Origin of the sequence: Promicromonospora sukumoe (assembly GCF_014137995.1) — a bacterium.
GTDB lineage: Bacteria > Actinomycetota > Actinomycetes > Actinomycetales > Cellulomonadaceae > Promicromonospora > Promicromonospora sukumoe.
Genome location: NZ_JACGWV010000001.1, coordinates 625210 through 643764, shown reverse-complemented (window position 1 = coordinate 643764; position 18555 = coordinate 625210). Strand labels below are relative to the sequence as shown.

The 18555-nt window shown below is 66.3% G+C and carries 21 protein-coding genes and 1 tRNA gene; 10 read left to right on the top strand and 12 right to left on the bottom strand.

What is annotated here, in order from left to right; all coding sequences use genetic code 11:
• The 3 genes from FHX71_RS02955 (at position 1) to FHX71_RS02945 (ending at position 1629) form a co-directional block, all read left to right on the top strand.
• On the top strand, positions 1 to 381 hold the full coding sequence (locus FHX71_RS02955; RefSeq protein WP_182614349.1) for a nuclear transport factor 2 family protein: 381 nt from the start codon (positions 1 to 3) through the stop codon (positions 379 to 381).
• Positions 382 to 564: 183 nt separating this feature from the next.
• A tRNA-Gly gene (locus FHX71_RS02950) sits at positions 565 to 635 on the top strand.
• Between the two features lie 313 nt (positions 636 to 948).
• Positions 949 to 1629, top strand: coding sequence for a hypothetical protein (locus FHX71_RS02945; RefSeq protein WP_182614348.1), 681 nt, complete (start codon positions 949 to 951; stop codon positions 1627 to 1629).
• Positions 1630 to 1680: 51 nt separating this feature from the next.
• On the opposite strand, the gene FHX71_RS02940 is transcribed toward FHX71_RS02945, so the two are convergent.
• The 3 genes from FHX71_RS02940 to FHX71_RS02930 form a co-directional block, all read right to left on the bottom strand.
• Positions 1681 to 1929: a hypothetical protein gene (locus FHX71_RS02940; RefSeq protein WP_182614347.1), complete on the bottom strand. Its 249-nt coding sequence runs from the start codon at positions 1927 to 1929 to the stop codon at positions 1681 to 1683.
• 374 nt (positions 1930 to 2303) lie between these two features.
• Positions 2304 to 3005 (bottom strand): hypothetical protein, encoded by a 702-nt coding sequence (locus tag FHX71_RS02935; protein ID WP_182614346.1) that lies wholly within the window; start codon positions 3003 to 3005, stop codon positions 2304 to 2306.
• A gap of 114 nt (positions 3006 to 3119) precedes the next feature.
• Positions 3120 to 7547, bottom strand: coding sequence for an NACHT domain-containing protein (locus FHX71_RS02930; protein WP_182614345.1), 4428 nt, complete (start codon positions 7545 to 7547; stop codon positions 3120 to 3122).
• 437 nt (positions 7548 to 7984) lie between these two features.
• Here FHX71_RS02930 and FHX71_RS02925 point away from each other — a divergent pair, with 437 nt between their 5' ends.
• Together FHX71_RS02925 and bglS are read left to right on the top strand one after the other, a co-directional pair.
• Complete coding sequence (locus tag FHX71_RS02925; protein WP_182614344.1) at positions 7985 to 9295, top strand: glycoside hydrolase family 6 protein; 1311 nt, start codon at positions 7985 to 7987, stop codon at positions 9293 to 9295.
• A gap of 71 nt (positions 9296 to 9366) precedes the next feature.
• Positions 9367 to 10182 carry a beta-glucanase gene (bglS, locus tag FHX71_RS02920; RefSeq protein ID WP_182614343.1) on the top strand — a complete coding sequence of 272 codons (816 nt, stop codon included), beginning with the start codon at positions 9367 to 9369 and terminating at the stop codon, positions 10180 to 10182.
• A gap of 17 nt (positions 10183 to 10199) precedes the next feature.
• On the opposite strand, the gene FHX71_RS02915 is transcribed toward bglS, so the two are convergent.
• Complete coding sequence (locus FHX71_RS02915) at positions 10200 to 11222, bottom strand: LacI family DNA-binding transcriptional regulator (RefSeq protein ID WP_182614342.1); 1023 nt, start codon at positions 11220 to 11222, stop codon at positions 10200 to 10202.
• A 106-nt stretch (positions 11223 to 11328) separates the two neighbouring features.
• Between FHX71_RS02915 and FHX71_RS02910 the strand changes: the two genes are divergently transcribed.
• Positions 11329 to 12072 carry an SDR family NAD(P)-dependent oxidoreductase gene (locus FHX71_RS02910; protein ID WP_182614341.1) on the top strand — a complete coding sequence of 248 codons (744 nt, stop codon included), beginning with the start codon at positions 11329 to 11331 and terminating at the stop codon, positions 12070 to 12072.
• Between the two features lie 19 nt (positions 12073 to 12091).
• On the opposite strand, the gene FHX71_RS02905 is transcribed toward FHX71_RS02910, so the two are convergent.
• Complete coding sequence (locus FHX71_RS02905; protein ID WP_182614340.1) at positions 12092 to 12790, bottom strand: hypothetical protein; 699 nt, start codon at positions 12788 to 12790, stop codon at positions 12092 to 12094.
• 222 nt (positions 12791 to 13012) lie between these two features.
• On the opposite strand from FHX71_RS02905, the gene FHX71_RS02900 reads away from it, so the two are divergent.
• Positions 13013 to 13429, top strand: coding sequence for a hypothetical protein (locus FHX71_RS02900; RefSeq protein ID WP_182614339.1), 417 nt, complete (start codon positions 13013 to 13015; stop codon positions 13427 to 13429).
• Positions 13430 to 13437: 8 nt separating this feature from the next.
• Here the strand turns inward: FHX71_RS02900 and FHX71_RS02895 are convergent, their stop codons facing one another.
• Together FHX71_RS02895 and FHX71_RS02890 are read right to left on the bottom strand one after the other, a co-directional pair.
• On the bottom strand, positions 13438 to 13905 hold the full coding sequence (locus tag FHX71_RS02895; RefSeq protein WP_182614338.1) for an HAAS signaling domain-containing protein: 468 nt from the start codon (positions 13903 to 13905) through the stop codon (positions 13438 to 13440).
• Positions 13905 to 14240 carry a PadR family transcriptional regulator gene (locus FHX71_RS02890; protein WP_246402166.1) on the bottom strand — a complete coding sequence of 112 codons (336 nt, stop codon included), beginning with the start codon at positions 14238 to 14240 and terminating at the stop codon, positions 13905 to 13907. The genes FHX71_RS02895 and FHX71_RS02890 overlap by 1 nt, the downstream gene beginning before the upstream one ends.
• 168 nt (positions 14241 to 14408) lie before the next feature.
• Between FHX71_RS02890 and FHX71_RS02885 the strand changes: the two genes are divergently transcribed.
• Positions 14409 to 14642 carry a hypothetical protein gene (locus tag FHX71_RS02885; protein WP_182614337.1) on the top strand — a complete coding sequence of 78 codons (234 nt, stop codon included), beginning with the start codon at positions 14409 to 14411 and terminating at the stop codon, positions 14640 to 14642.
• Between the two features lie 10 nt (positions 14643 to 14652).
• Here the strand turns inward: FHX71_RS02885 and FHX71_RS02880 are convergent, their stop codons facing one another.
• The 4 genes from FHX71_RS02880 to FHX71_RS02865 are packed head-to-tail and all read right to left on the bottom strand — an operon-like array spanning position 14653 to position 16681.
• Positions 14653 to 15099, bottom strand: a complete 447-nt coding sequence (locus FHX71_RS02880) for a DUF6924 domain-containing protein (RefSeq protein ID WP_376770137.1) — start codon at positions 15097 to 15099, stop codon at positions 14653 to 14655.
• 20 nt (positions 15100 to 15119) lie between these two features.
• On the bottom strand, positions 15120 to 15557 hold the full coding sequence (locus FHX71_RS02875; protein WP_182614335.1) for a hypothetical protein: 438 nt from the start codon (positions 15555 to 15557) through the stop codon (positions 15120 to 15122).
• A gap of 38 nt (positions 15558 to 15595) precedes the next feature.
• The gene (locus FHX71_RS02870) at positions 15596 to 16186 is read right to left on the bottom strand and encodes a MafI family immunity protein (RefSeq protein ID WP_182614334.1); all 591 of its coding nucleotides are present in this window, start codon (positions 16184 to 16186) and stop codon (positions 15596 to 15598) included.
• A 6-nt stretch (positions 16187 to 16192) separates the two neighbouring features.
• Entirely contained in the window at positions 16193 to 16681 is a 489-nt protein-coding gene (locus FHX71_RS02865) for an SMI1/KNR4 family protein (RefSeq protein ID WP_182614333.1), read from the bottom strand.
• On the opposite strand from FHX71_RS02865, the gene FHX71_RS02860 reads away from it, so the two are divergent.
• Positions 16651 to 17082, top strand: a complete 432-nt coding sequence (locus FHX71_RS02860; RefSeq protein ID WP_182618430.1) for a DUF1990 family protein — start codon at positions 16651 to 16653, stop codon at positions 17080 to 17082. The two genes, FHX71_RS02865 and FHX71_RS02860, sit on opposite strands and share 31 nt — an antisense overlap.
• 12 nt (positions 17083 to 17094) lie before the next feature.
• On the opposite strand, the gene FHX71_RS02855 is transcribed toward FHX71_RS02860, so the two are convergent.
• Positions 17095 to 17679: a hypothetical protein gene (locus FHX71_RS02855; protein ID WP_182614332.1), complete on the bottom strand. Its 585-nt coding sequence runs from the start codon at positions 17677 to 17679 to the stop codon at positions 17095 to 17097.
• A 113-nt stretch (positions 17680 to 17792) separates the two neighbouring features.
• Between FHX71_RS02855 and FHX71_RS02850 the strand changes: the two genes are divergently transcribed.
• Positions 17793 to 18536, top strand: coding sequence for an SDR family NAD(P)-dependent oxidoreductase (locus FHX71_RS02850; RefSeq protein WP_182614331.1), 744 nt, complete (start codon positions 17793 to 17795; stop codon positions 18534 to 18536).
• Positions 18537 to 18555: the final 19 nt, after the last annotated feature.

Below are 18555 nucleotides of genomic sequence, written 5' to 3'. Positions count from 1 at the left end.
ATGTCAGCACTGATGTCGGCGCGAGAAGTGATGGAGCGGCTCGCGGAGGTGATCGACGGGCATCGCTGGGACGAGCTGCCGAGCCTGCTCGATCCTGCGTTCACCTGCCGCTACGTACATACCGGGGAGACGTTCGACGGCGCCACGTGGGTGCGGCTCAACGCGGAGTACCCGGGGTTTGAGCACTTCCGGCTGGAGGACTGTGTTGTTGAGGGCGATCGGGCGGTCGGGCGTGCGCATGTGACCGGGGTGGTCGACGGCGTGGTGCAGCATTTCGAGGTGGCGACGTTCATCACGGTGCGGGACGGGTTGATCGTGGAGATGACGGAGGTGTGGACCGACGTCGACCAGGTAGCGCCGGAGGGGACGCGGGTCTCTTGAGCTGTTGGCGTGCCCGGAGGCCGGCTGCGGGGAGCTGTTGCGGCTCCGCTTGCACTGGCTGGCGCGGCCCGACTTCAGCGACGTAGCCCGCTGCCCGACGGCGGCACGCCACGCGGACGGAACCGCTGGCAGGGCGCGAGGTTTGCTAAGGTAACGCCCGCACCGTGCTTCGAGCGCGGGCTTGCGGGCGTAGCTCAATGGTAGAGCCTTAGTCTTCCAAACTAATTACGCGGGTTCGATTCCCGTCGCCCGCTCAGAGTGCGGAAGCCCAGGTCAGAGACTGTTTCTGACCTGGGCTTCGTGCATCCTGGAGGGTTCGAATCGGCGCCGGCTGGCCCTCAATGGCCCTAGGTCGCTCGCGGCCGGGCCAGGAGCCGGACTTCCTATGTCCGTTCCGAAGGGCCCCAACTGAGTGCGCGGGCCGGTTCCGGCCCGATAGGGCGCCCCGCACGCACCTGGTCAGCGGCTTCGGCGGTCTGAGGCGCCCTCAGACCTCCGGATCGGCCTCGTCGGCCGCCTGCTTGGCCCCCGTTCGCGCCGTGCTACAGCCCGGTTCACGATGGGTTAATGAAGCGACCGATGCACCGGCCACGGCGCCGACGAGTCGCGCTCGTAGTCACGTCCCTGGCTCTGGCGGGTGTTCTCGGGGCTTGCGGCGGCTCCACAGGGGACGACGCCGAGAGCGCAGCACCGGAATCCTCAGCGCTGGCCGAAGCGTCAGAGCCAGCCGAGGCTGGCTCGGAGACACCGGCCGAGGACGCCCCGGCGGCCGAGGCTGATGAGTCCGCCGAGACCGATTCGGACGAGCCACTCAACTTCGCGAAGGACCCGTCGCTAGCGGCGCTGTTCGGCCAGAGCGTGGACACCTACGGCATCATCGTCACAGTGGAGAAGCCAGAGCCCAAGGACCTATTCCCCGAGTGGGAGGGCACGATCGATCCCGACCTGAAGGGCATCACGGTGGAGGTCACCGTGGAGAACACCCTGAACGCCGAGGCGGCGACCGGCTCGATGGGCTACACCGCCTTCTCCGGCGAGTCCGAGGGCGAGTACCTGTCCAATTCCGAGGGCGACCAGGAGTCCCCGACCTTCGTTCCTGCCGGGCGCACCGCGACCTGGATCGAGACCTTCGCGGTCGAGAACCCCGACGACGTGTATTTGAGCGTCACGACGCCAACCGAGTCCACGGTGCCATTCGTGACGCAGACGCAGATGGACCTCATCGAGGGTGAGGTTTCCACCGACTGACCTGTCCGGCGAGTAGGACAACCGACCCGGTGACGCGCCTGCGCGGCCGTGTCACAGGTTCATGGTCACGCGGTCGATTCCAGCTTCGACCGGTGATGACGCCCAAGGCGTCTCACCGCCGCGTGACGCCGGACCGCTATCCGGGTACACCTCGCGGAGCGCCTCGTAGAACGCGACGATGCGCGCGTCGTGGTCGCCCTCCGGATGGTCCCGCCCAGCGGCGCATCGCATTGCCTGGGCACGAATTTCGTCGTCGGAGGTGTCAGGCGTCGTCGCGAGGATCGTCAGGTCAAAGCTCACCTGTTGGCCACCTCGTCGGGTATACAACGCACGGCGGTGAACCCGTCGTTGATGGTGGTGAACAGACTGAGAAGCTCACTGCAGGCACCGTCACCGACACGACTGTGCTCGTGGAGCCGCGCGTGCAACTCGCATGTCCATGCAACGCCTCTCTCAGCCCCTGGTCCACAACTGCCCCACGCCAGCGGCCGAACGCTTCAGCCGCTGGCACTGTCGGAACGCTACTTCGACATGCTCAGTGCGCCAGGCGACGACAGCAAAGCCAAGCGCCGGATCAGCGTCGACTTCGGCCCCCCAGCCGGCGCTAAGTCTCAGCTAGCTTCACGGACTCCACCATGGACTGACCGGCCAGGGACATCTAGCACTTGGGACCTCTAACTCGCATTGGCGATACCCCGCGAAGCCTTCCCATCTCTTATAAGTTCCACCAACTCATCCAAGACCACACCAGCCATTCGATCTACTCGACGCGCCGCTTTTCGGTGTTTGCGCTCATGCCTTTTTACTAGTCGATTCTCGCGCATCCGATCGGAGTCCACGACTACCGGGCTCGCAACTCTTGCAGTGGGGAATCTCTCTCGAAGATATTGTTCATTTGCACCCAGGATGCGGGCTGTCGCAAACTCACTCGCACCTTCAACCCGTTCATGGATTGCTCGCCAACGCGCTATCGCCTGGCCGAGGTCATCTGCATCCTCCCGCAGGTCCCAGATTGCACTACGAAACCTGAGCAACGCCGATGTTAGGTCCGTCGGTTCGAGCTCATGCCACGAATCCAGTTCAGATCCTTCGATAATACTAAGGGCTCGCTGCCATTTTCTATTGATCGGTGACACCGTGTCGAAATTCCGCGCATATTCCGGACGCTGCAAAACCAGCAATAGCGGTTGGACGATCCGCCGCCTACGGAGGCGGACCTCAACGCGCCGGCGGCCTTCTGCCACACGTCTTTCCACCATGAGAAGGACCAGGCCGACGACCGCGCCAGTCATGACACCAACAATTAAGTCGGGAATAAAAGAAGACCAGTCCGATTTGGGCATCGCCCACATGAACCAATCCAGCACATCTCGCATTAGGCGCCAACCCTACCTTCGATCGCAAACGGGATTCACTATCGACCGTTACGCACAAATAATTCCCTGCGCGGAGACCAAAAAGGTCTGCATTTATCCGGCAAGGTTCTTACCTCAACGTTCTCCGCCGAGGGCCCGCTCAATTCCGTACGAGCCGACTATTGCGAGGTCGTCAATAAGATCCAGGCACCGTTCGCGGATCTGCCCGCCGCTCTGTCGGTAGAGCCGAAGGATGACCTCGATCACATGGATCCCTGCAGCCGCGCGCACGGTGCGAGCGTCACCCATGCCCTGACTCGCGATCTCGACGACTCTCTCGCAAGCCATGATGGTGGACTCGGGGAAAAGCCTCTGGCTATGGTCTAGCGCAAAGAACATCTCCTCGAAATTATGGGCAAATGCGTCGCTTGCTGCGAAGGTCCTGATCAGTGGATCTGCCACCTCCGCGGTCAGTTCGCCTACGAGGCGCATGGCCGATGCTGCTGTTTCGCGCACTGTGAAATCAGAGTCATCGAACAGCCGGGTTAGCAGGGAGTATGTGACCGATGGATCTCCGGCGAGCGCAGTCGCGGCACCACGTCGCGCGGCGGCGCTCAGTCCGGTTAAGTCGCGCGGAACAGGCTCAGCGATCAGGTCGCGAACAGCCACGATAGCCCAGACACCGCCCGCGCGCTCGGCAATGCTTTCTGGCCCGTTTAGCGCACGGCACAAAGAGGGCGCGAACCTCTCCTGGTCGTTCAGAAGGGCATACCGCAACAGGCGGCTACTGGACTCCGAATCAAAGATTTCCACGGGTGCATCGAACAGTTCAGCGGCCAGGTCCAGCGCAGCGTCGAGATCTGGCCTCATGAGCGCCATAACGGCTTGGGCAGCCTGGGTACGCACGGCCAGGATCTCGTCGGCTGCCAGCTTAGCGATTGTCTGCTTGAGCACGTCGGCACGCTCGGGCTGGGCAAATAGAATACGCGCGATAGTCCCAGCCGCCGCTCCGCGAGTGCTGTTCAACCCCGCCGTCTCTAGATCACCGTTGTAGTAGTGCTGACCGGACGCAGCGGGCGTGCGGGCAGACTCGGAATAGGGGTCTATGTCCGAGGAGCACTCTACGATCAGATCAACTAAGGCGTCATTGGCCTCGGACGCGACGGTCCCCGTCGCGTGGCAGATGTCCAGGCCGACAGGCTGGCCGACAACGCAGCGTGCGTGAGCACAGACGTCAACGAACAGAGATATCGGCACCTTGCCGACGATCGCGCGGATCACGTGCTCGTAGTGCCCGATTGGTGTATCGGAGCCGAACCTCAACGCGAGGCGCGCGAATCGTTCAGGTTCCGCTTCCGCTCGCGAGCCCAGCAACCCCGCGAGTTCTCGCGCACCACCGAGCGGAGCCTCCTCTGCCCGCCAGTTCGTTGTGTCATCCCGATACCTCTCGATTGCGCGAAGCCAGTCCCGGTCTGCCATCCGGATTGCAGCCTCTTGCGGGATAGGCGGACCGACAAAGCTGGCTGCTACAGGCTCGGGACCCCTCAGGGGAATTGCTCCAAGTTTTCGCTCCAACTCACCGAGCCGACGCTCGATAACTTGGTTGCGACGCAGCGGCTCGATTGCTGTCATTAGCTCGAACTGCGCTCGACCCCGCCAATAGCGCCCCATCTTGCTCGTTTCCAACAGAGGGTAGTAGCTGAGCAGCCGTTCAACGAGGGCATGCAGACGAACATCGTCACACTCACGGGTGGCAGTCTCGACGAGCTCACGAGATGCCCACCGTCTACTATCAGCCCAGCCGAGTTCCAAATTCCTGTCGTCCGAGAGCAGCCAATCAATGCCAATGTTTCCGGTACCGACCCTAGTGAGGGCTCGGCAAGCCAAGAACCGCAGTTCCTTCACGTCACTGGAAGCCAGCGGCCGGACGAGTTCGGCGACCTGTTGGGGTTGGTCATCAGGCAGGGCACGTAGAGCAACCTCGACACCCGTGAACAATGCTCCATCGATCCCATGATGGCTGCTGATATACCGAATTCCCCAACGGTGACTGGACCGCAACGATCCTTCGTACGTGGGAACGGCAGTCGCGCTAACTACGCGAACGATAAAAGGCAGCACCTCGTCGAGGAATGTTGAGGGCGCGGCCCTAGCCAGCCGGCCGATCAAGGAGTCGCCTCCAGCGGAGGAACGGGTGTCCAAATGGCCCGAACCGAACGGATCGATAGCACCTTCAGCCCTTGCGCGGGCGGAGCTCCGCCTTAGGTAGGCCCCGACCAGGCGCGTCGCGCCAATGGGGTCCTCTATGTCGAGTCGATAGACGATCGACCAGAAGTCTGAGGTTACAGCGGTCGAGCCTTGGGGGGCCTCTAAGTGACCGTCCTCGACGAGTTCCACTGCGAGGTCAACCAGGCCGGGTGTCAGTGACCATTCGACAATGCTCCGCAGCCGCAGCCGCCATGCTTCGGTTGTCCCAATGTAGGGCCGGACCAGTGCGGCGACCCGCTCTGGACGTTGGCTTCCTGCGTTAGTCAACTGATCCGCCGCCAAGTTCGCCGTCGACTGGTTGGCAAGTAGCACTTCCCAGCGCCCATCGGCGTCAGCGGCGTCGAACCATGTCGGGACAGACAACAATGCGGCCAGCCGCGGCCCAAGCCAGAGTTTCCCGAACGCCAAAGGCTCGATCACTCGCCAGTCCGCAACGGCGGCATCCAACTGAGCAAGCATTGTAATGACGACGTCCTGAAGGTGAGGTCGCAGGCTGTCACTGGTGAGTAGACGAACGATCAGCCGACGAAATCTGTTGCGGTCGATCGCTGCAAGATACTCCAGGACCTGGCGCGCCTGCGCCCGGCGAAACAGGCTCTGGCCTGAGCCGACCAGAAAGTCGTGTAGGTCGCCGCCGTTGGCTATGAAGGAACGCGCGAAGAGGAAGTCGAAGTACGTTTCGTGAAAGATCGCGTACCGGCCGCCGTCCCAAGTCAACACACCCTGCGAAACAAGAGAGGCCACCTCGATGGGGTCGGCATCGTCAAGGACTCCGGACGGTGCGCCGAGAATTTCTCGCTCGCTCATATATCGAACCAGTCCATCAATGGTGCGCCGCCAATCAAGATGCCCAATCTCTCGACTGATCTTTCGGCGTACCTCGTTGGTGAACCGCTCATACAAGTCGCTCAGCGTCCGAAACGGCGCCACCTGATCTGCGCCAGTGAGTCCGCTGAATATGGCCAGGTGGAGGGGCACCCGAAGCAACTCCAGTGTGGCCGGCGTCAATTTCTCCATGTTTACGCCCGACCGGTCAAGCGCGTCCTTCACCTCATCGGCAGTCAGATCACCGAGCTCTAGCGTCTCCACGCGAGTTTCGTCAACCAGCAGTGACCGCATTCGCGAGTCGGCCTGCAGGTCAACTGTACGGACGACCAACACGACTTTGATATTTGGGAGTGATGCCACCTGGTCGAGCAGTTCAGCCACGGCCTCATAACTGTCCGGCATCCGTCCGCTGTATGTACTGACTGCGTCGAGCTGATCTACGAGCAGGACAGCGGGAGAACCCTCTGAGGCCGCAGCTAGAATCGCCACGGGCGATGCCGCAAGGTCGAATGCATGACCAAGAGCCGAAGCGGTCTGTGTGGTTGCAGTGGCACCATCCATTCGTACGGCTGCTGCGAGCCAGCCATCGCGTGAGAGATCCCGAAGAGCATCGGCAGCGGTCGTAGATTTCCCCGCGCCCGCCCTGCCATGAAGGATCACCACCTGACGTCCATCCGCAGCAACAAGCCGCTCGACGAGCTGAGTCGTGCGTGCTTGCGTTGCGGCCATGATCGCAGGCCGCGCCTGCTTGGTCCGGCGTTGTTGTCGTTCAACGGTCGCGGTCAACGCTTGCAATGTGTCTGGATCGCCAACCAGGGTTCGCCGAGCGAATCCTTTCGACTTCAGGTGCCCCCAGATGCTGGGAGCACTGATCTCCTGGTGAAGATGATTGTCCAGCCATCCCCGAAGTTCGTTGACAACGACCTCGGGGTCCCCGTGGACGAGAATCTCGTAGCGTTGATGAACTAGACGGCGGAGGCTGTCCACGGGGTGGTGCTCGACATGGATCCGCCCCAGGTATGCCCACGCCGTCGCTTCGGTGACCCGCCATGCCTTCGCGAGCGACCGAAACCTGGGCAGGTCAATCTGCGTCAGGATCGAGTCGTATTCCTCGGGCGTTGCAGCGGCGCGTGCGCGAGATGAGAGCGAATCCAGCTCTGGCGCGCCGGTGGAAGTAACTAGTCGAAACTGGTGACCGGCTGCGAGGTGAGCCCGTACGGAGAGAAGCACACCCTGACTGATGAGGCGCTGGAGCGTCCACTGACGCTGGGCGTTCTTAGCCTGCTCGTACCAACGAGCTCCCGCTTCCTCGATCCAGAACTCGGCGCCATCTCCGCCATCGCCAGGCGGCTCCAACCGGATGCGCGTCGCAGACCCTTCAATCACGCCGGCAACACGCCACAGGGTCCACCAGGCTTCGTAGCGATTGCCAAGCTTGTCAGCCGAGCCGCCGGGCAGTGCTGTCACCCACGTCTCCCTCCGCTCGACACGATTATTGCGATAAACAACGCAGAAAGACAGTCGTCTTGCTGCTCACATAGTGGCCGCTGAAGATGCGGGTATACATCGACACGCAGGACTGCACTATGCCGCACCCGTTGTCGGTTGAGGCTCATCCGCGTGATCGATCACCACTATGTGGACGCCGTCCTCGCCGGTCCGGCTTCACCAACCGCTACTGCCTCACGGTCTCCGGTCTTGCCCTGGGTACTGCCCGCGGTCCAGACCAAGGTTTGCGACCGCAGCACCGGATCCGGCCAGGCAACCCTTGACACGCTCCCCCACCTCCCCACACCATGATCGAACTGGGAGCGCTTCCATAATCTTCCAGTTCTGTGCACGTCCCATGCAGCACCGCGACGAACACGCAACGACGCGTTCGCAGAGACCTTGGGAGAACCCTCATGAGACGACCGCGCCGGCTCCTGGCCGCGCTCACCGCGTGCGCGCTCGGCACCGCCCTCCTCGGCGGCACCACCATCCTCAGCAACAGCACCCCTGCCTGGGCAGCCAACGACGTCCTCAGCCCCGGCACCAAGCTCTACAACAACCCCCAGAGCTCCACGAAGGAAGCAGCACACGCCCTCCGCGGCCAGGCCAAGCGCGACGCCCTGCTCCTCAGCAAGATCCCCAGCTCCACCTGGTTCACGGACGGCACCCCCACCGAGGTCAAGAAGGACGTCCACAAGCTGGTCAAGCGCACCGGCACCAAGGTCCCCGTCCTGGTCGCGTACAACATCCCGTTCCGCGACTGCTCGCTCTACTCGGCCGGCGGCGCCCGCGACGTCGCGGAGTACAAGGCGTGGATCGACGGCTTCGCTGTGGGCATCGGCCGCGAGGAGGTCGCCGTCGTCCTCGAGCCGGACGGGCTCGGCGTCATCCCCTGGTACACGACCCTGGACGGGCAGCTCGAGAACTGCCGGCCGCCCGAGTACGACCCCGAGACCACCGGCCGGGACGCCGCGGCGGAGCGCTTCGAGATGCTCAACTACGCCATCGACCGGCTCCAGGAGCTGCCGAACACCGTCGTGTACCTGGACGGCACGGGCGCGTCCTGGCTGAACGTCGGCGAGTCCGCCGACCGGCTCGTCAAAGCCGGCGTCGAGCGCGCGGACGGGTTCTTCCTGAACGTGTCCAACTACGAGTTCACCGAGAACAGCGTCGCCTACGGCACCTGGGTCTCCCAGTGCATCGCCTACGTCACGCAGGTCTCCCCCGACGACTACGCCGGCTGCGGCAACCAGTACTGGAGCGGCGGCCCGGCGAACGACTGGACCGGCGTGACCCTGTCCAACCAGGGCCTCTGGAGCCGGACGGCGGCAGATCCGGCGCTGAACACCGCCGGCATCGACTCCCGCTACGAGCTGGTACTGGGCGACGTCGAGCCCACCACGCACTTCGTCGTCGACACCAGCCGCAACGGCCGGGGCGCCTGGGCCGCACCCGCGGGCGTCTATCCCGACGCCGAGACGTGGTGCAACCCGCCCGACCGCGGACTGGGCCAAAGGCCGACGACCGACACCGGCAACGAGCTCGTCGACGCCCTGCTGTGGATCAAGATCCCCGGCGAGTCCGACGGCCAGTGCTTCCGCGGCCTCGGCGGGCCGGAGGACCCGGAGCGCGGCATGGTCGCCCCGGCCGCCGGCCACTGGTTCCCCGAGCAGGCACGGGAGCTCATCGAGCTCGCCCAGCCGCGGCTCGGCGCGCACCACTGACGGCGGCGTCCGCTCCTGACGCCACCCACCAACCAGCCAAAAACCAAACCCCAAGAAAGACGGAGGCACGCATGCGATCAACGACGACGCAGCACCGCTCCACCACCCGAGACCGAGCCAAAGCCAGGCGCCGACGCCGGCTCCTTGCCCCAGCACTGGCCCTCGGCCTGCTGCTCGGGCTCACGGCCACCCCGGGCCTGACGCCCCCGGCTGCCGCAGTCGGCGGCAGCTTCACCGACAACCTCGATACCTACAACACGGCGCGCTGGCACAAGGCCGACGGCTGGACCAACGGCGGCATGTTCAACGCGGGCTGGCGCGCCGACCACGCCTGGCACAACGGCGGCGTCCTGGGCCTGAACCTGGACAACACCTCCTGCCCGGGCGGCTGCTCGGGCCGGCCGTACGCCTCCGGGGAGTACCGCAGCAACGAGCTCTACTCCTACGGGCGCTTCGAGGTGCGGATGAAGGCGGCGTCCGGGTCGGGCATCGTCACCTCGTTCTTCACCTACACGGGGCCGGGCGACGGCCAGCCGTGGGACGAGATCGACGTCGAGATCCTCGGCAAGAACACCCGGCAGATGCAGACCAACTACTTCACGAACGGCGTCGGCGGCCACGAGTCGGTCATCGACCTCGGCTTCGACGCCGCGGCCGGGTACCACGACTACGCCATCGAGTGGTGGAACGGCGGCACGATCAACTGGTTCGTCGACGGCCGCCTCGTCCACCAGGAGAACGGCTCGCGCGGCCCACTGCCCACGCGTCCGCAGCGCATCATGATGAACCTGTGGCCGGGCACCGGCGTCGACGGCTGGCTCGGGCCGTTCAACTACACCGGCCAGCGGACGGCGACCTACGAGTGGGTCAAGTACACGCAGTACTGACCTCACCCGACACGGAGTCAGTCCGAGGCCGGAGCCGATCCCCGCACGACCAGGCGGGTCGGCAGGATGACCGGGGTCGGCGACTCACCACCGATCAGCCGCACCAGCATCGTGGCCATCTCCTGACCGAGGCCACGGATCGGCTGGCTGACGGTGGTGAGCGCCGGCTCCGTGTGCTGCGCGATCTCCAGGTCGTCGAAGCCGACCACGGCGACGTCGTCGGGCACGCGACGCCCCTGCGCCTTCAGGGTACGGACGGCGCCGGCCGCCATGTTGTCCGACGCCGCGAAGACGCCGTCGATGTCAGGGTCGACGGCGAGCAGCCGCGCCATCGCCTGGGCGCCGCCCTCGAAGCTGAAGTCGGCGTGCTCGACCAGGTCGGAGCCGCGTCCCGCCACCGCCATGGCGTCGACGAACCCGTCGTACCGGGCGACCGACGCCTGCAGGTCCATCGGGCCGGTGATGGTGGCGATCCGACGTCGTCCGGACCCGAGCAGGTGCTCGGTCGCGAGGCGGGCACCGCCCCGGTTGTCGACGTCGACGTACCAGCGGGCCTCGCCGCGCATCGGCCGGCCGCCGACGACGACCGGCAGGTCGGTCTCCGCCACCAGCCGGTTCAGCGGGTCGTCCCCGCGCAGGGCCATGAGCATCAGCCCGTCGGAGCGCCGCGAGCGCAGCAGCCGGTCGAGCCGGGCCTGGCCGCGCTCGGACGACGCGAGCATGAGCGTCAGGTCCAGCTCCGACCGGTCCAGGGCTCCGGCGACGCCGACGAGCACCTGGGAGAAGAAGGGGTCGCCGAACAGCGCGGGGTCGTCGTCGGAAACGGCGAGGACGACCGAGCCGCCCGTGCTCGTCGCCAGGGCGCGGGCCGTCGCGTTCGGGACGTACCCGAGCTCGCTCGCCGCCCGGGCGACCGCCTCGCGCTTGGCCGGGCTCACGTTGCGGGCGTTGTTCATGGCGCGTGACGCCACCGACCGCGACACCCCGGCCCGCTGCGCGACCTCGTCGAGGGTGGGCACCTTGAGCACGCGGTCGGGCATGCGGCTCAGCCTAGTGCGGGACGTCGCGGTTCCCGCTGCCTGGGTGCGGCGCTCCTAGGCAGCCACGTCCTTCTCCGGACGACGTCGCGGCTGAAGACTCGGTGCCATGAACATCGTGATCATCACCGGCGGCAGCCGCGGCCTCGGCGCCGCCACCGCACTCGCCTGCGCCAAGCGCGGCCTCGGCGTCATCCTCACCTACAACAGCAACCCGGACGCGGCGGCGGACGTCGTCGGCAAGATCAGGGCCGACGGCGGCACCGCGGTGGCGCTGGAGCTCGACGTCACCGACACCACCACCTTCCCGGCGTTCGCCGCAGCGGTCCGCGACACCGTCCAGGAGACCTGGGGCCGGACCGACGTCGACTACCTGGTCAACAACGCCGGGTACGGCCTCTACAACCCGATCGCCACGGTCACCGAGGAGCAGTTCGACGGCCTGTTCCGCGTGCACCTCAAGGGCCCGTTCTTCCTCACCCAGACCCTGCTGCCCCTGATCGCCGACGGCGGCCAGATCGTGAACATGGTCAGCGCGACGAGCCGCGTGGCGACCGCGGGGGTCGCCCCGTACGCCAGCTTCAAGGGCGGCCTCGAGGTGCTGACCCGCTACATGGCGAAGGAGTTCGGCGACCGCCGGATCCGGGCGAATTCGGTCGCGCCCGGCGCTATCCGCACCGAGCTGGGCGGCGGGCTGAACGACGAGTTCGAGGCGCAGCTCGCCGGCCGCACGGCGCTGGGACGGGTCGGCGAGCCCGACGACGTCGGCGACGTCATCGCGAGCTTGCTCTCCGACGACAACCGCTGGATCAACGCGCAGTCGATCGAGGTCTCCGGGGGTTACGACATCTGAGGCCCGGGCCTGTCCGCCGTCAGCCCCGGCCTGGTCCCGCTGCCCTCGTCCCGCCGCCCGCCCCCTGGGAGAGCCAGGTGGCGGTGACGTTGATCGCCCAGAAGGCGGCAATGACGGCGGCGAGGTAGGCGGTCCAGGAGACGTCCCACGGCAGGGAGCCGCTCAGGCCGCTCGGCATCGGGAAGTCGCTCGGCACCTCCGAGCCGAGATACCAGTTCACGCCCAGGTGGACCGCGACGGCGCCGGCGGACAGCACCAGCACGGCGAGGCAGATCGCCCACGGAACGAGGTACGTGTGCACGACGCCGGGGCGGTGGTTCAGCTCGGCGTCCGCGAACGTCGCGTAGATGAGCCCGGGGAGAAGTACCGCGACGAGCGTCCCCCACCAGCGCCAGTTTCCGCCGAGGTCCAGGCCGACGTCGCGCACCTGCTGCGCGACGTCGGGCGACCATCTGGGGTCCGTGGAGAGGTAGGTCGTGGCGTCCACGCCCCAGGGGATGAGCCAGGTGCTCAGGTGCATGAGGGCCCAGCCCAGGAACAGGCTGGCGACCACGGTGATGAAGCCGCCGACGAACACGAGGATCGGCCGCTCCAGGTCTGCCAGGTCGATGCGCCCGTCGCGGACCGCCCGGAGGAACGCATTCCTGCCCACGGTCAGCACAGCAAGGACGCCGGGCACCAGCAGGCCGACCCAGAACTCGCTCAGGAAGTCCGCCACGGGCGTGAACATACGCGCCCGTGGCGGAGCGGATCGAGGGTCCGGCGTGCAGATCACCCGGGTGACTCCACCGTCGGAAAGGATGTCGCCAAGTCGATATCCGCACATCACAGCCCGTTCGCGTGTCCACGGCCTCTGCCCTGGTAGACATGCCATCGACACCGCAGCGAGAGGGGCAGCACGAACATGCAGGACGGTAGATCCCGGCAGGCCTGGGTTTGGGTGATCGCCGTTCTCGGCTACCTGATCCTGCCCGTCATCGCCTTCTTCTCGATCCTGGACGGGAGCCTCGTCAACGTCATGGGCGGGAGGTCCTCCGGCAGCATGCCGCCCGTGGGCGGCGTGGCAGTGGCCGGGACGTTCGTGATCCCGGTGCTGACCTGGGTCATCACCCTGGCCCTGCACCGCGAGCGCCGGGCGCACGGCGAGAAGGCGTTCGACGGCGTCATCATCAACTGGGTCGGCGGCATCCTGGTGGCGGGTCTCGTGGGCGCCACCCTCGGCTCCTACGCCTTCCCCCTGGTCAGCGACTACCTCCAGACGCACGAGCGGGCGAGCGTCGCGGACGACGGCAGCGTGGCGTCAGGGGAGCTCTCGCTGGAGCCGGCGCTGTTCGAGGGGCTGCGAGTCGCTGCCTAATCCGTCGCTCACCTGCCGAGAAGGCTCAGGTTGTGCAGCAGCAGGAGCACGATGCCGCCGACCGTGGGGATGGCGCTGAGCACGATCGTGAGCCACTGCAGACCCCGGTTTCCCACCGCGGCGCGCAGCCGGACGATCGCCCACACGAGGGTGACCGGTGCCAGCGGCCAGAGCACGACGGCGAGGATCGGCAGCACCACGTCGGTGGCCTCGAACTTCGCCGGGGCAGGTACTGGAGCGGCGGGTGTCGGGGCGGGCGTCACCTCGGCCGCGATGGCGTCGACGGGGCCCAGCTCGTCGAGCACGCGGCTGGCCGAGGCGTCGTCCCAGCCGTGCCGTGCGAGCGCCTCGGCGGCGTGCTCACGTACTGCCGCCACGGTCTCCGCGCGCTCGCGGGGATCGGCGGAGGCCAGGGCGCGGTCGAGGTCGGCGAGGTAGGCGTCGACGATCGGCGGGAACTCGGGGGTGGTGGTCATCAGGACTCCAGGGTCGTGCGGACGTCTGCCGTGAAACGGGACCAGGTGGCGGTGAAGGTGTCGAGCGCCGCCCGGCCCTCGTCGGTGATCTCGTAGTACCGGCGCGGAGGACCCACCGCGGAGGGCACCTGGGTGGTGGTGACCCAGTTCTGCTGACGCAGGCGCGACAGCAGCGGGTACAGCGTTCCCTCGCTGGTCAGCAGGGTGCTGTCCGTGCCGAGGCGTTCGGCGAGCTCGAGCCCGTAGGCCGGCCCGGAGCGCAGGCAGGCCAGCACGCAGTACTCCACGACTCCCTTGCGGAACTGCGTCAGCACCATGTCCGACGTCGGTATCATGCATCACACGATAGCAGGTACCTTGCGCAACAAGATAGCCCCCTGTGCCCTTGGCCCCCCGCACGGCGGGACTTTGGTCCCTAGCAGGGTGACGTCGCGGCGACGACGCTGGGTCGAGTGCTCACCGCGACGGTGAGGAACAGACCACCGATCGACGGGACCCGAGGCATGAACCGTGCGTGGAAGGCCGCCATGGAGCTGCTGGACGTCGGCGCCATCCGGCGCAACGACCCGACCGACGTCGCGCGCTTCACGCCGACGGGGTCCGGCTACATGGGGCCCGGCGGGGACTACGCGGTCCGCAGGATCATCGAGGAGCTGGCGCGCGCGAGGTCGTTGGCCGACGAGCTGGCTGACCGGCTGCGGCAGGCCGCTGCGCCGACGGCGTCGCGTCTGTCCTGAACGACCGGAGTCAGAGCCCGAACGTCTCCCGAAAGACACCATCGGAGCCGGCGACGTCCAGCAGATCGGCGAAATCAAGGTTCGCGAGAACGAGGTTCGCCTCCACGACGAAGACCGCCTCCGGGATGACGCGAAATGCGGTCAGGTAGGTGTCGGAGTCCTCGAACAGGTCCACGACCAGAAGAGTGCTGTCGACCATTGATCGCGCGTCCGCGACAAAGGCGAAGTCTTCGACGTCGACCAGCTCGATGATCTGCTCCGGAGTGATCCTGGCCAGACATGGGTCCTCGACGACCAGGAGCTTCGCCCCGTAGACGCCGTGCGCCCCTGCCGGCCGCCGGGAATCGGCGAGCACTTTCGTGAAGCGGTCGTCGTCGGTGTAGTCGGTCCGCAGCAGGACACCGGACAGGTCGAGCTCGTCGACCGGTGGGTCGATCCGCGCTGCGCAGTTGCTCACGGCCGCCAACCTAGCGCCTGTCAGCGAAGGCCTTCGGCCTTCAACAACCTCATGAATAACGGACCCGCGAACACCTGGAACGCCGCCCATGCATCAGGGTTTCCTTCGAAATAGCCAGCGATGTCTACGACCCAGCGTTCCACCAGATCGTAATAGCCATCCAGAACCGCCTCAAGGAAATCCGCGCACTGCTGCAGAAGAACGCCGTCCCGACGACCGTTCAGCTCTGGTATGAGAACAGCCTCGTAGAGTGCGAGCGAGATGATGGTATCGACCCCGACGATTCCTCTCATGCCGAAGGTTTCCTCATCCCACTCACCGACGCCATATTCACCGCCATTGGTCACAGCGAGCATAACAATGGAAGATTTCCACTCGGCCTCTTCCCACCCGAGTATCGCCTCACGCGATCGCGGAACCATCGCCCACTGGAGCGATCGAACTTCCCAGTCCCTCATGGATGCCATGGCAATCTTTCGTTCGTCAGGGTGGCGGCTCAGCCAAGGTCAGAGATGCGGTCCACCTCGACCTGGGCCCCATGAAGGTCGGGAAGTACCACCGTCGCAAGCCGTAGCGACGGCTCCGCTCTCACGCTCCACGTCGGGTGAACGACCGCAAAGCGCCCACCGGCCAGGCGGAGGAGCACCTTGTCGGCGCCAGAGAATCGTGCGAGCACATCGAACCGCTCTCCGTGCAGAACATGGCCGACGCCGATCTCCCGCTCTAACTCGCGACGCACGTTCCAGGAATGCTCGGCATCGGCTGGCTCGCCGGTCTGGAAGGTCCACCATGTAGCGGGGTCGACGTCGGGCCACGGGGCCGGGGCCAGGCGCTCCCACACCAAGGGGCTCGTCCCCATCAGCTCGCCGGCATGCGCGATCTGCCGGCGAGCGCCGTCGTCGATCTCGATGTCGTCCTCGTACAGGTGGCTGCACAAGGTATCGAGCGCGATGCCGGGTTCTCCGTGATCAAGGAGGTGAATGACGTCGTCGTACTGCTCGGGTCTCAGAGAACCGGCCACCAGACGCGCAGCCGCTCGAACGGAATCGTCGATCACCTGATGCGACTGGTAGTCGGGATGCTGCACAGTCGACTACTCCGCACGCAGAGCATCAGTGAGCCCAGCCGCAAACTCATCGAAGGACTCAGCAATCTTCCGAGGAACGCGATCCTCGTCGACGTACACCACGCATGGCTGCCCCGGCGCGGCCTCCCGGTAGTCCAGCATGACGGTGTCGTGCCCACCGGACGGCGTATGCGCGATGACGATACCGATCTCCGGATACTCCCACTCGGCGATGAGGTACTTGCTCGACGTGTCCGACGTCGAGTCGATTCCGAACACACCCCCGATGCCCAGGACCGACGTCACCTCGAAATGGTCCTCGGCCCAGGACGTCGGGAACACCGTCCGAAAGACGCCCCTGATCACAAACCCGCCGTTGCAGTGTTCAAGCGTGCGGACGTAGGCCGCTGGAAGCATGACGCCCAGTTCCCGCTCCGCTGCCTCGACGGCGAAGCGCGTGAGGGCAGGACCAGTGGTCAGGGGATCTGGCTCCAGGGGCAGCCACGGCTTCGTCATCTCGGAACACCCACGCGCCCGAGGGTAGCGCTCGGCCCGGTGGCCGCGGGTTCGCCGTCGACCCGCCGCTCGACGCAGGACGCAACGCGCGTCCGGGAGAGCGCTATTGGCTGGTCGCGCGGATCGGGCCGTTCCGGGTGCGAGAGCCCGTCCAGATCATCACGACGGTCTCGACCGGCAGCCGGGCCGCCCTCACCTACGGCACCCTGGCGGGCCACCCTGTCTCCGGGGAGGAGGCGTTCATCGTCCACCGGGACGACGACGGCGACGTCCGCCTCACGCTGCGCTCGCTCACCCGAGGCGGCCGAGGCGTCTGGCGGGGGCTCTTCCCGCTCATCTTGATCGCCCAGCGCGTCTATCGGCGGCGGTACCTCCGGGCGCTGCGGCCGGGCAAGCAGTAGGTTTCGGCGAGTTCACACCGCCGGTCGCGCCTTGCCACGGAGCCGACGACGACGGCGGTTCCGGCGGATCAGCACCATGACCGGCACCAGCGCGATTACTCCAATCACGATGAACACCGCGACAACACGAGCGACTGTGCCGACAACAGCCCCGGGCGCCGAATGCTCCACCAACCCGTCGGGCCGTGGTCCGAACTCGCCTTCCAGCTCGGCGTAGGTGGCGGTGTCGACCTCGCCCTCGTACTCGACCAGTAGATAGTCGAACTCCACCGGAAGCTTCTCCCACACGGCCGTGGCCGCGATCTCCCAGGCGGCTTCGCGGTCCATCGAGCTGCCGACCAACACCACCTCGACGCGGTCCTCCGACACCTCCCGCGACTCGAAGAACCGGACCCACACCCCGGCGTCGTCGAACCCTTCGTCGAGGAGGCCTTGCTGCACCTGTCGCAGCTCCGCCCCGTAGGAACAACCCGCGAGCGCGCAGCTTGCGAGTACGAGGCCGAGCGCGAGGACCAGCCATCGAGCAATGCGGGACGGCACTGTCCGACTCATCAGGATGCTCCTCTGATCGGTGACCGGGCCATCGACCTCAAGCACGCTCGCCTGCGCTGATACCGATGGCGGGACTCAATCAGCGAGGCACGGAGCCGGTCAATCAAACCTTCCGGAGTTCACCCGCCGCCGCGTGATGCGGCCTACGATCGATGACCATGGACGAAACGACCGGTTACCGGATCCTCGTCACGGGCTCCGCCGACGGGCTGGGCCGCCTCGCGGCCGAGACCCTCCTGGCCCAGGGCCACGACGTCGTGGTGCACGCACGGAACGCCCGCCGGGCGGAGGCGCTACGCCCGATGGTCCACCGTGGCGCCCAGCTGGTGGTCGCCGACTTTGCCGAGCGCGACGACGTCCTCGGCCTCGCCTCGCAGCTGGCCGACGACGCCCCGCTGGACGCGGTGATCCACAACGCCGGGATATGGAGCGGGCCGGCCGTCATGCCGGTCAACATCGTCGCTCCGTACCTGCTCACAGCCCTGCTGCCCGCACCACGCCGCCTGGTCTACCTGAGCAGCGGCTCGCACTACAGCGGGCGCCCGGTGCTCGACGGCGTCGACTGGCAGGGACGGACCGCGGGCTCGTACGGCGACAGCAAGCTGTACGTCACCGCACTGGCGGCCGCCGCCGCGCGCCTGCGCCCCGGGGTGCTGAGCAACGCCGTCGACCCCGGGTGGGTGCCGACCCGCATGGGCGGGGCCGGCGCGCCGGACAACCTGGAGCTGGGGCACCGCACGCAGGAGTGGCTGGTCACCAGCGACGATCCGCAGGCGTTGACCAGCGGCGACTACTGGTACCACCAGGAGCGACAGCAGCCGCACGCGGCGGCGCTCGACGTCGGCTTCCAGGACCGGCTCCTGGCGACGCTGGCGGAGGAGACCGGGACGACCCTCGGCTGACCGTGGACCACAGCAGCTA

Excerpts from the sequence above, each read along its gene's own strand:
- FHX71_RS02955 (WP_182614349.1), top strand. The coding sequence starts at position 1 with ATGTCAGCACTGATGTCGGCGCGAGAAGTGATGGAGCGGCTCGCGGAG.
- FHX71_RS02945 (WP_182614348.1), top strand. The coding sequence starts at position 949 with ATGAAGCGACCGATGCACCGGCCACGGCGCCGACGAGTCGCGCTCGTA.
- FHX71_RS02935 (WP_182614346.1), bottom strand. The coding sequence starts at position 3,005 with ATGCGAGATGTGCTGGATTGGTTCATGTGGGCGATGCCCAAATCGGAC.
- FHX71_RS02925 (WP_182614344.1), top strand. The coding sequence starts at position 7,985 with ATGAGACGACCGCGCCGGCTCCTGGCCGCGCTCACCGCGTGCGCGCTC.
- bglS (WP_182614343.1), top strand. The coding sequence starts at position 9,367 with ATGCGATCAACGACGACGCAGCACCGCTCCACCACCCGAGACCGAGCC.
- FHX71_RS02915 (WP_182614342.1), bottom strand. The coding sequence starts at position 11,222 with ATGCCCGACCGCGTGCTCAAGGTGCCCACCCTCGACGAGGTCGCGCAG.
- FHX71_RS02910 (WP_182614341.1), top strand. The coding sequence starts at position 11,329 with ATGAACATCGTGATCATCACCGGCGGCAGCCGCGGCCTCGGCGCCGCC.
- FHX71_RS02895 (WP_182614338.1), bottom strand. The coding sequence starts at position 13,905 with ATGACCACCACCCCCGAGTTCCCGCCGATCGTCGACGCCTACCTCGCC.
- FHX71_RS02890 (WP_246402166.1), bottom strand. The coding sequence starts at position 14,240 with ATGATACCGACGTCGGACATGGTGCTGACGCAGTTCCGCAAGGGAGTC.
- FHX71_RS02885 (WP_182614337.1), top strand. The coding sequence starts at position 14,409 with ATGAACCGTGCGTGGAAGGCCGCCATGGAGCTGCTGGACGTCGGCGCC.
- FHX71_RS02875 (WP_182614335.1), bottom strand. The coding sequence starts at position 15,557 with ATGAGGGACTGGGAAGTTCGATCGCTCCAGTGGGCGATGGTTCCGCGA.
- FHX71_RS02865 (WP_182614333.1), bottom strand. The coding sequence starts at position 16,681 with ATGACGAAGCCGTGGCTGCCCCTGGAGCCAGATCCCCTGACCACTGGT.
- FHX71_RS02850 (WP_182614331.1), top strand. The coding sequence starts at position 17,793 with ATGGACGAAACGACCGGTTACCGGATCCTCGTCACGGGCTCCGCCGAC.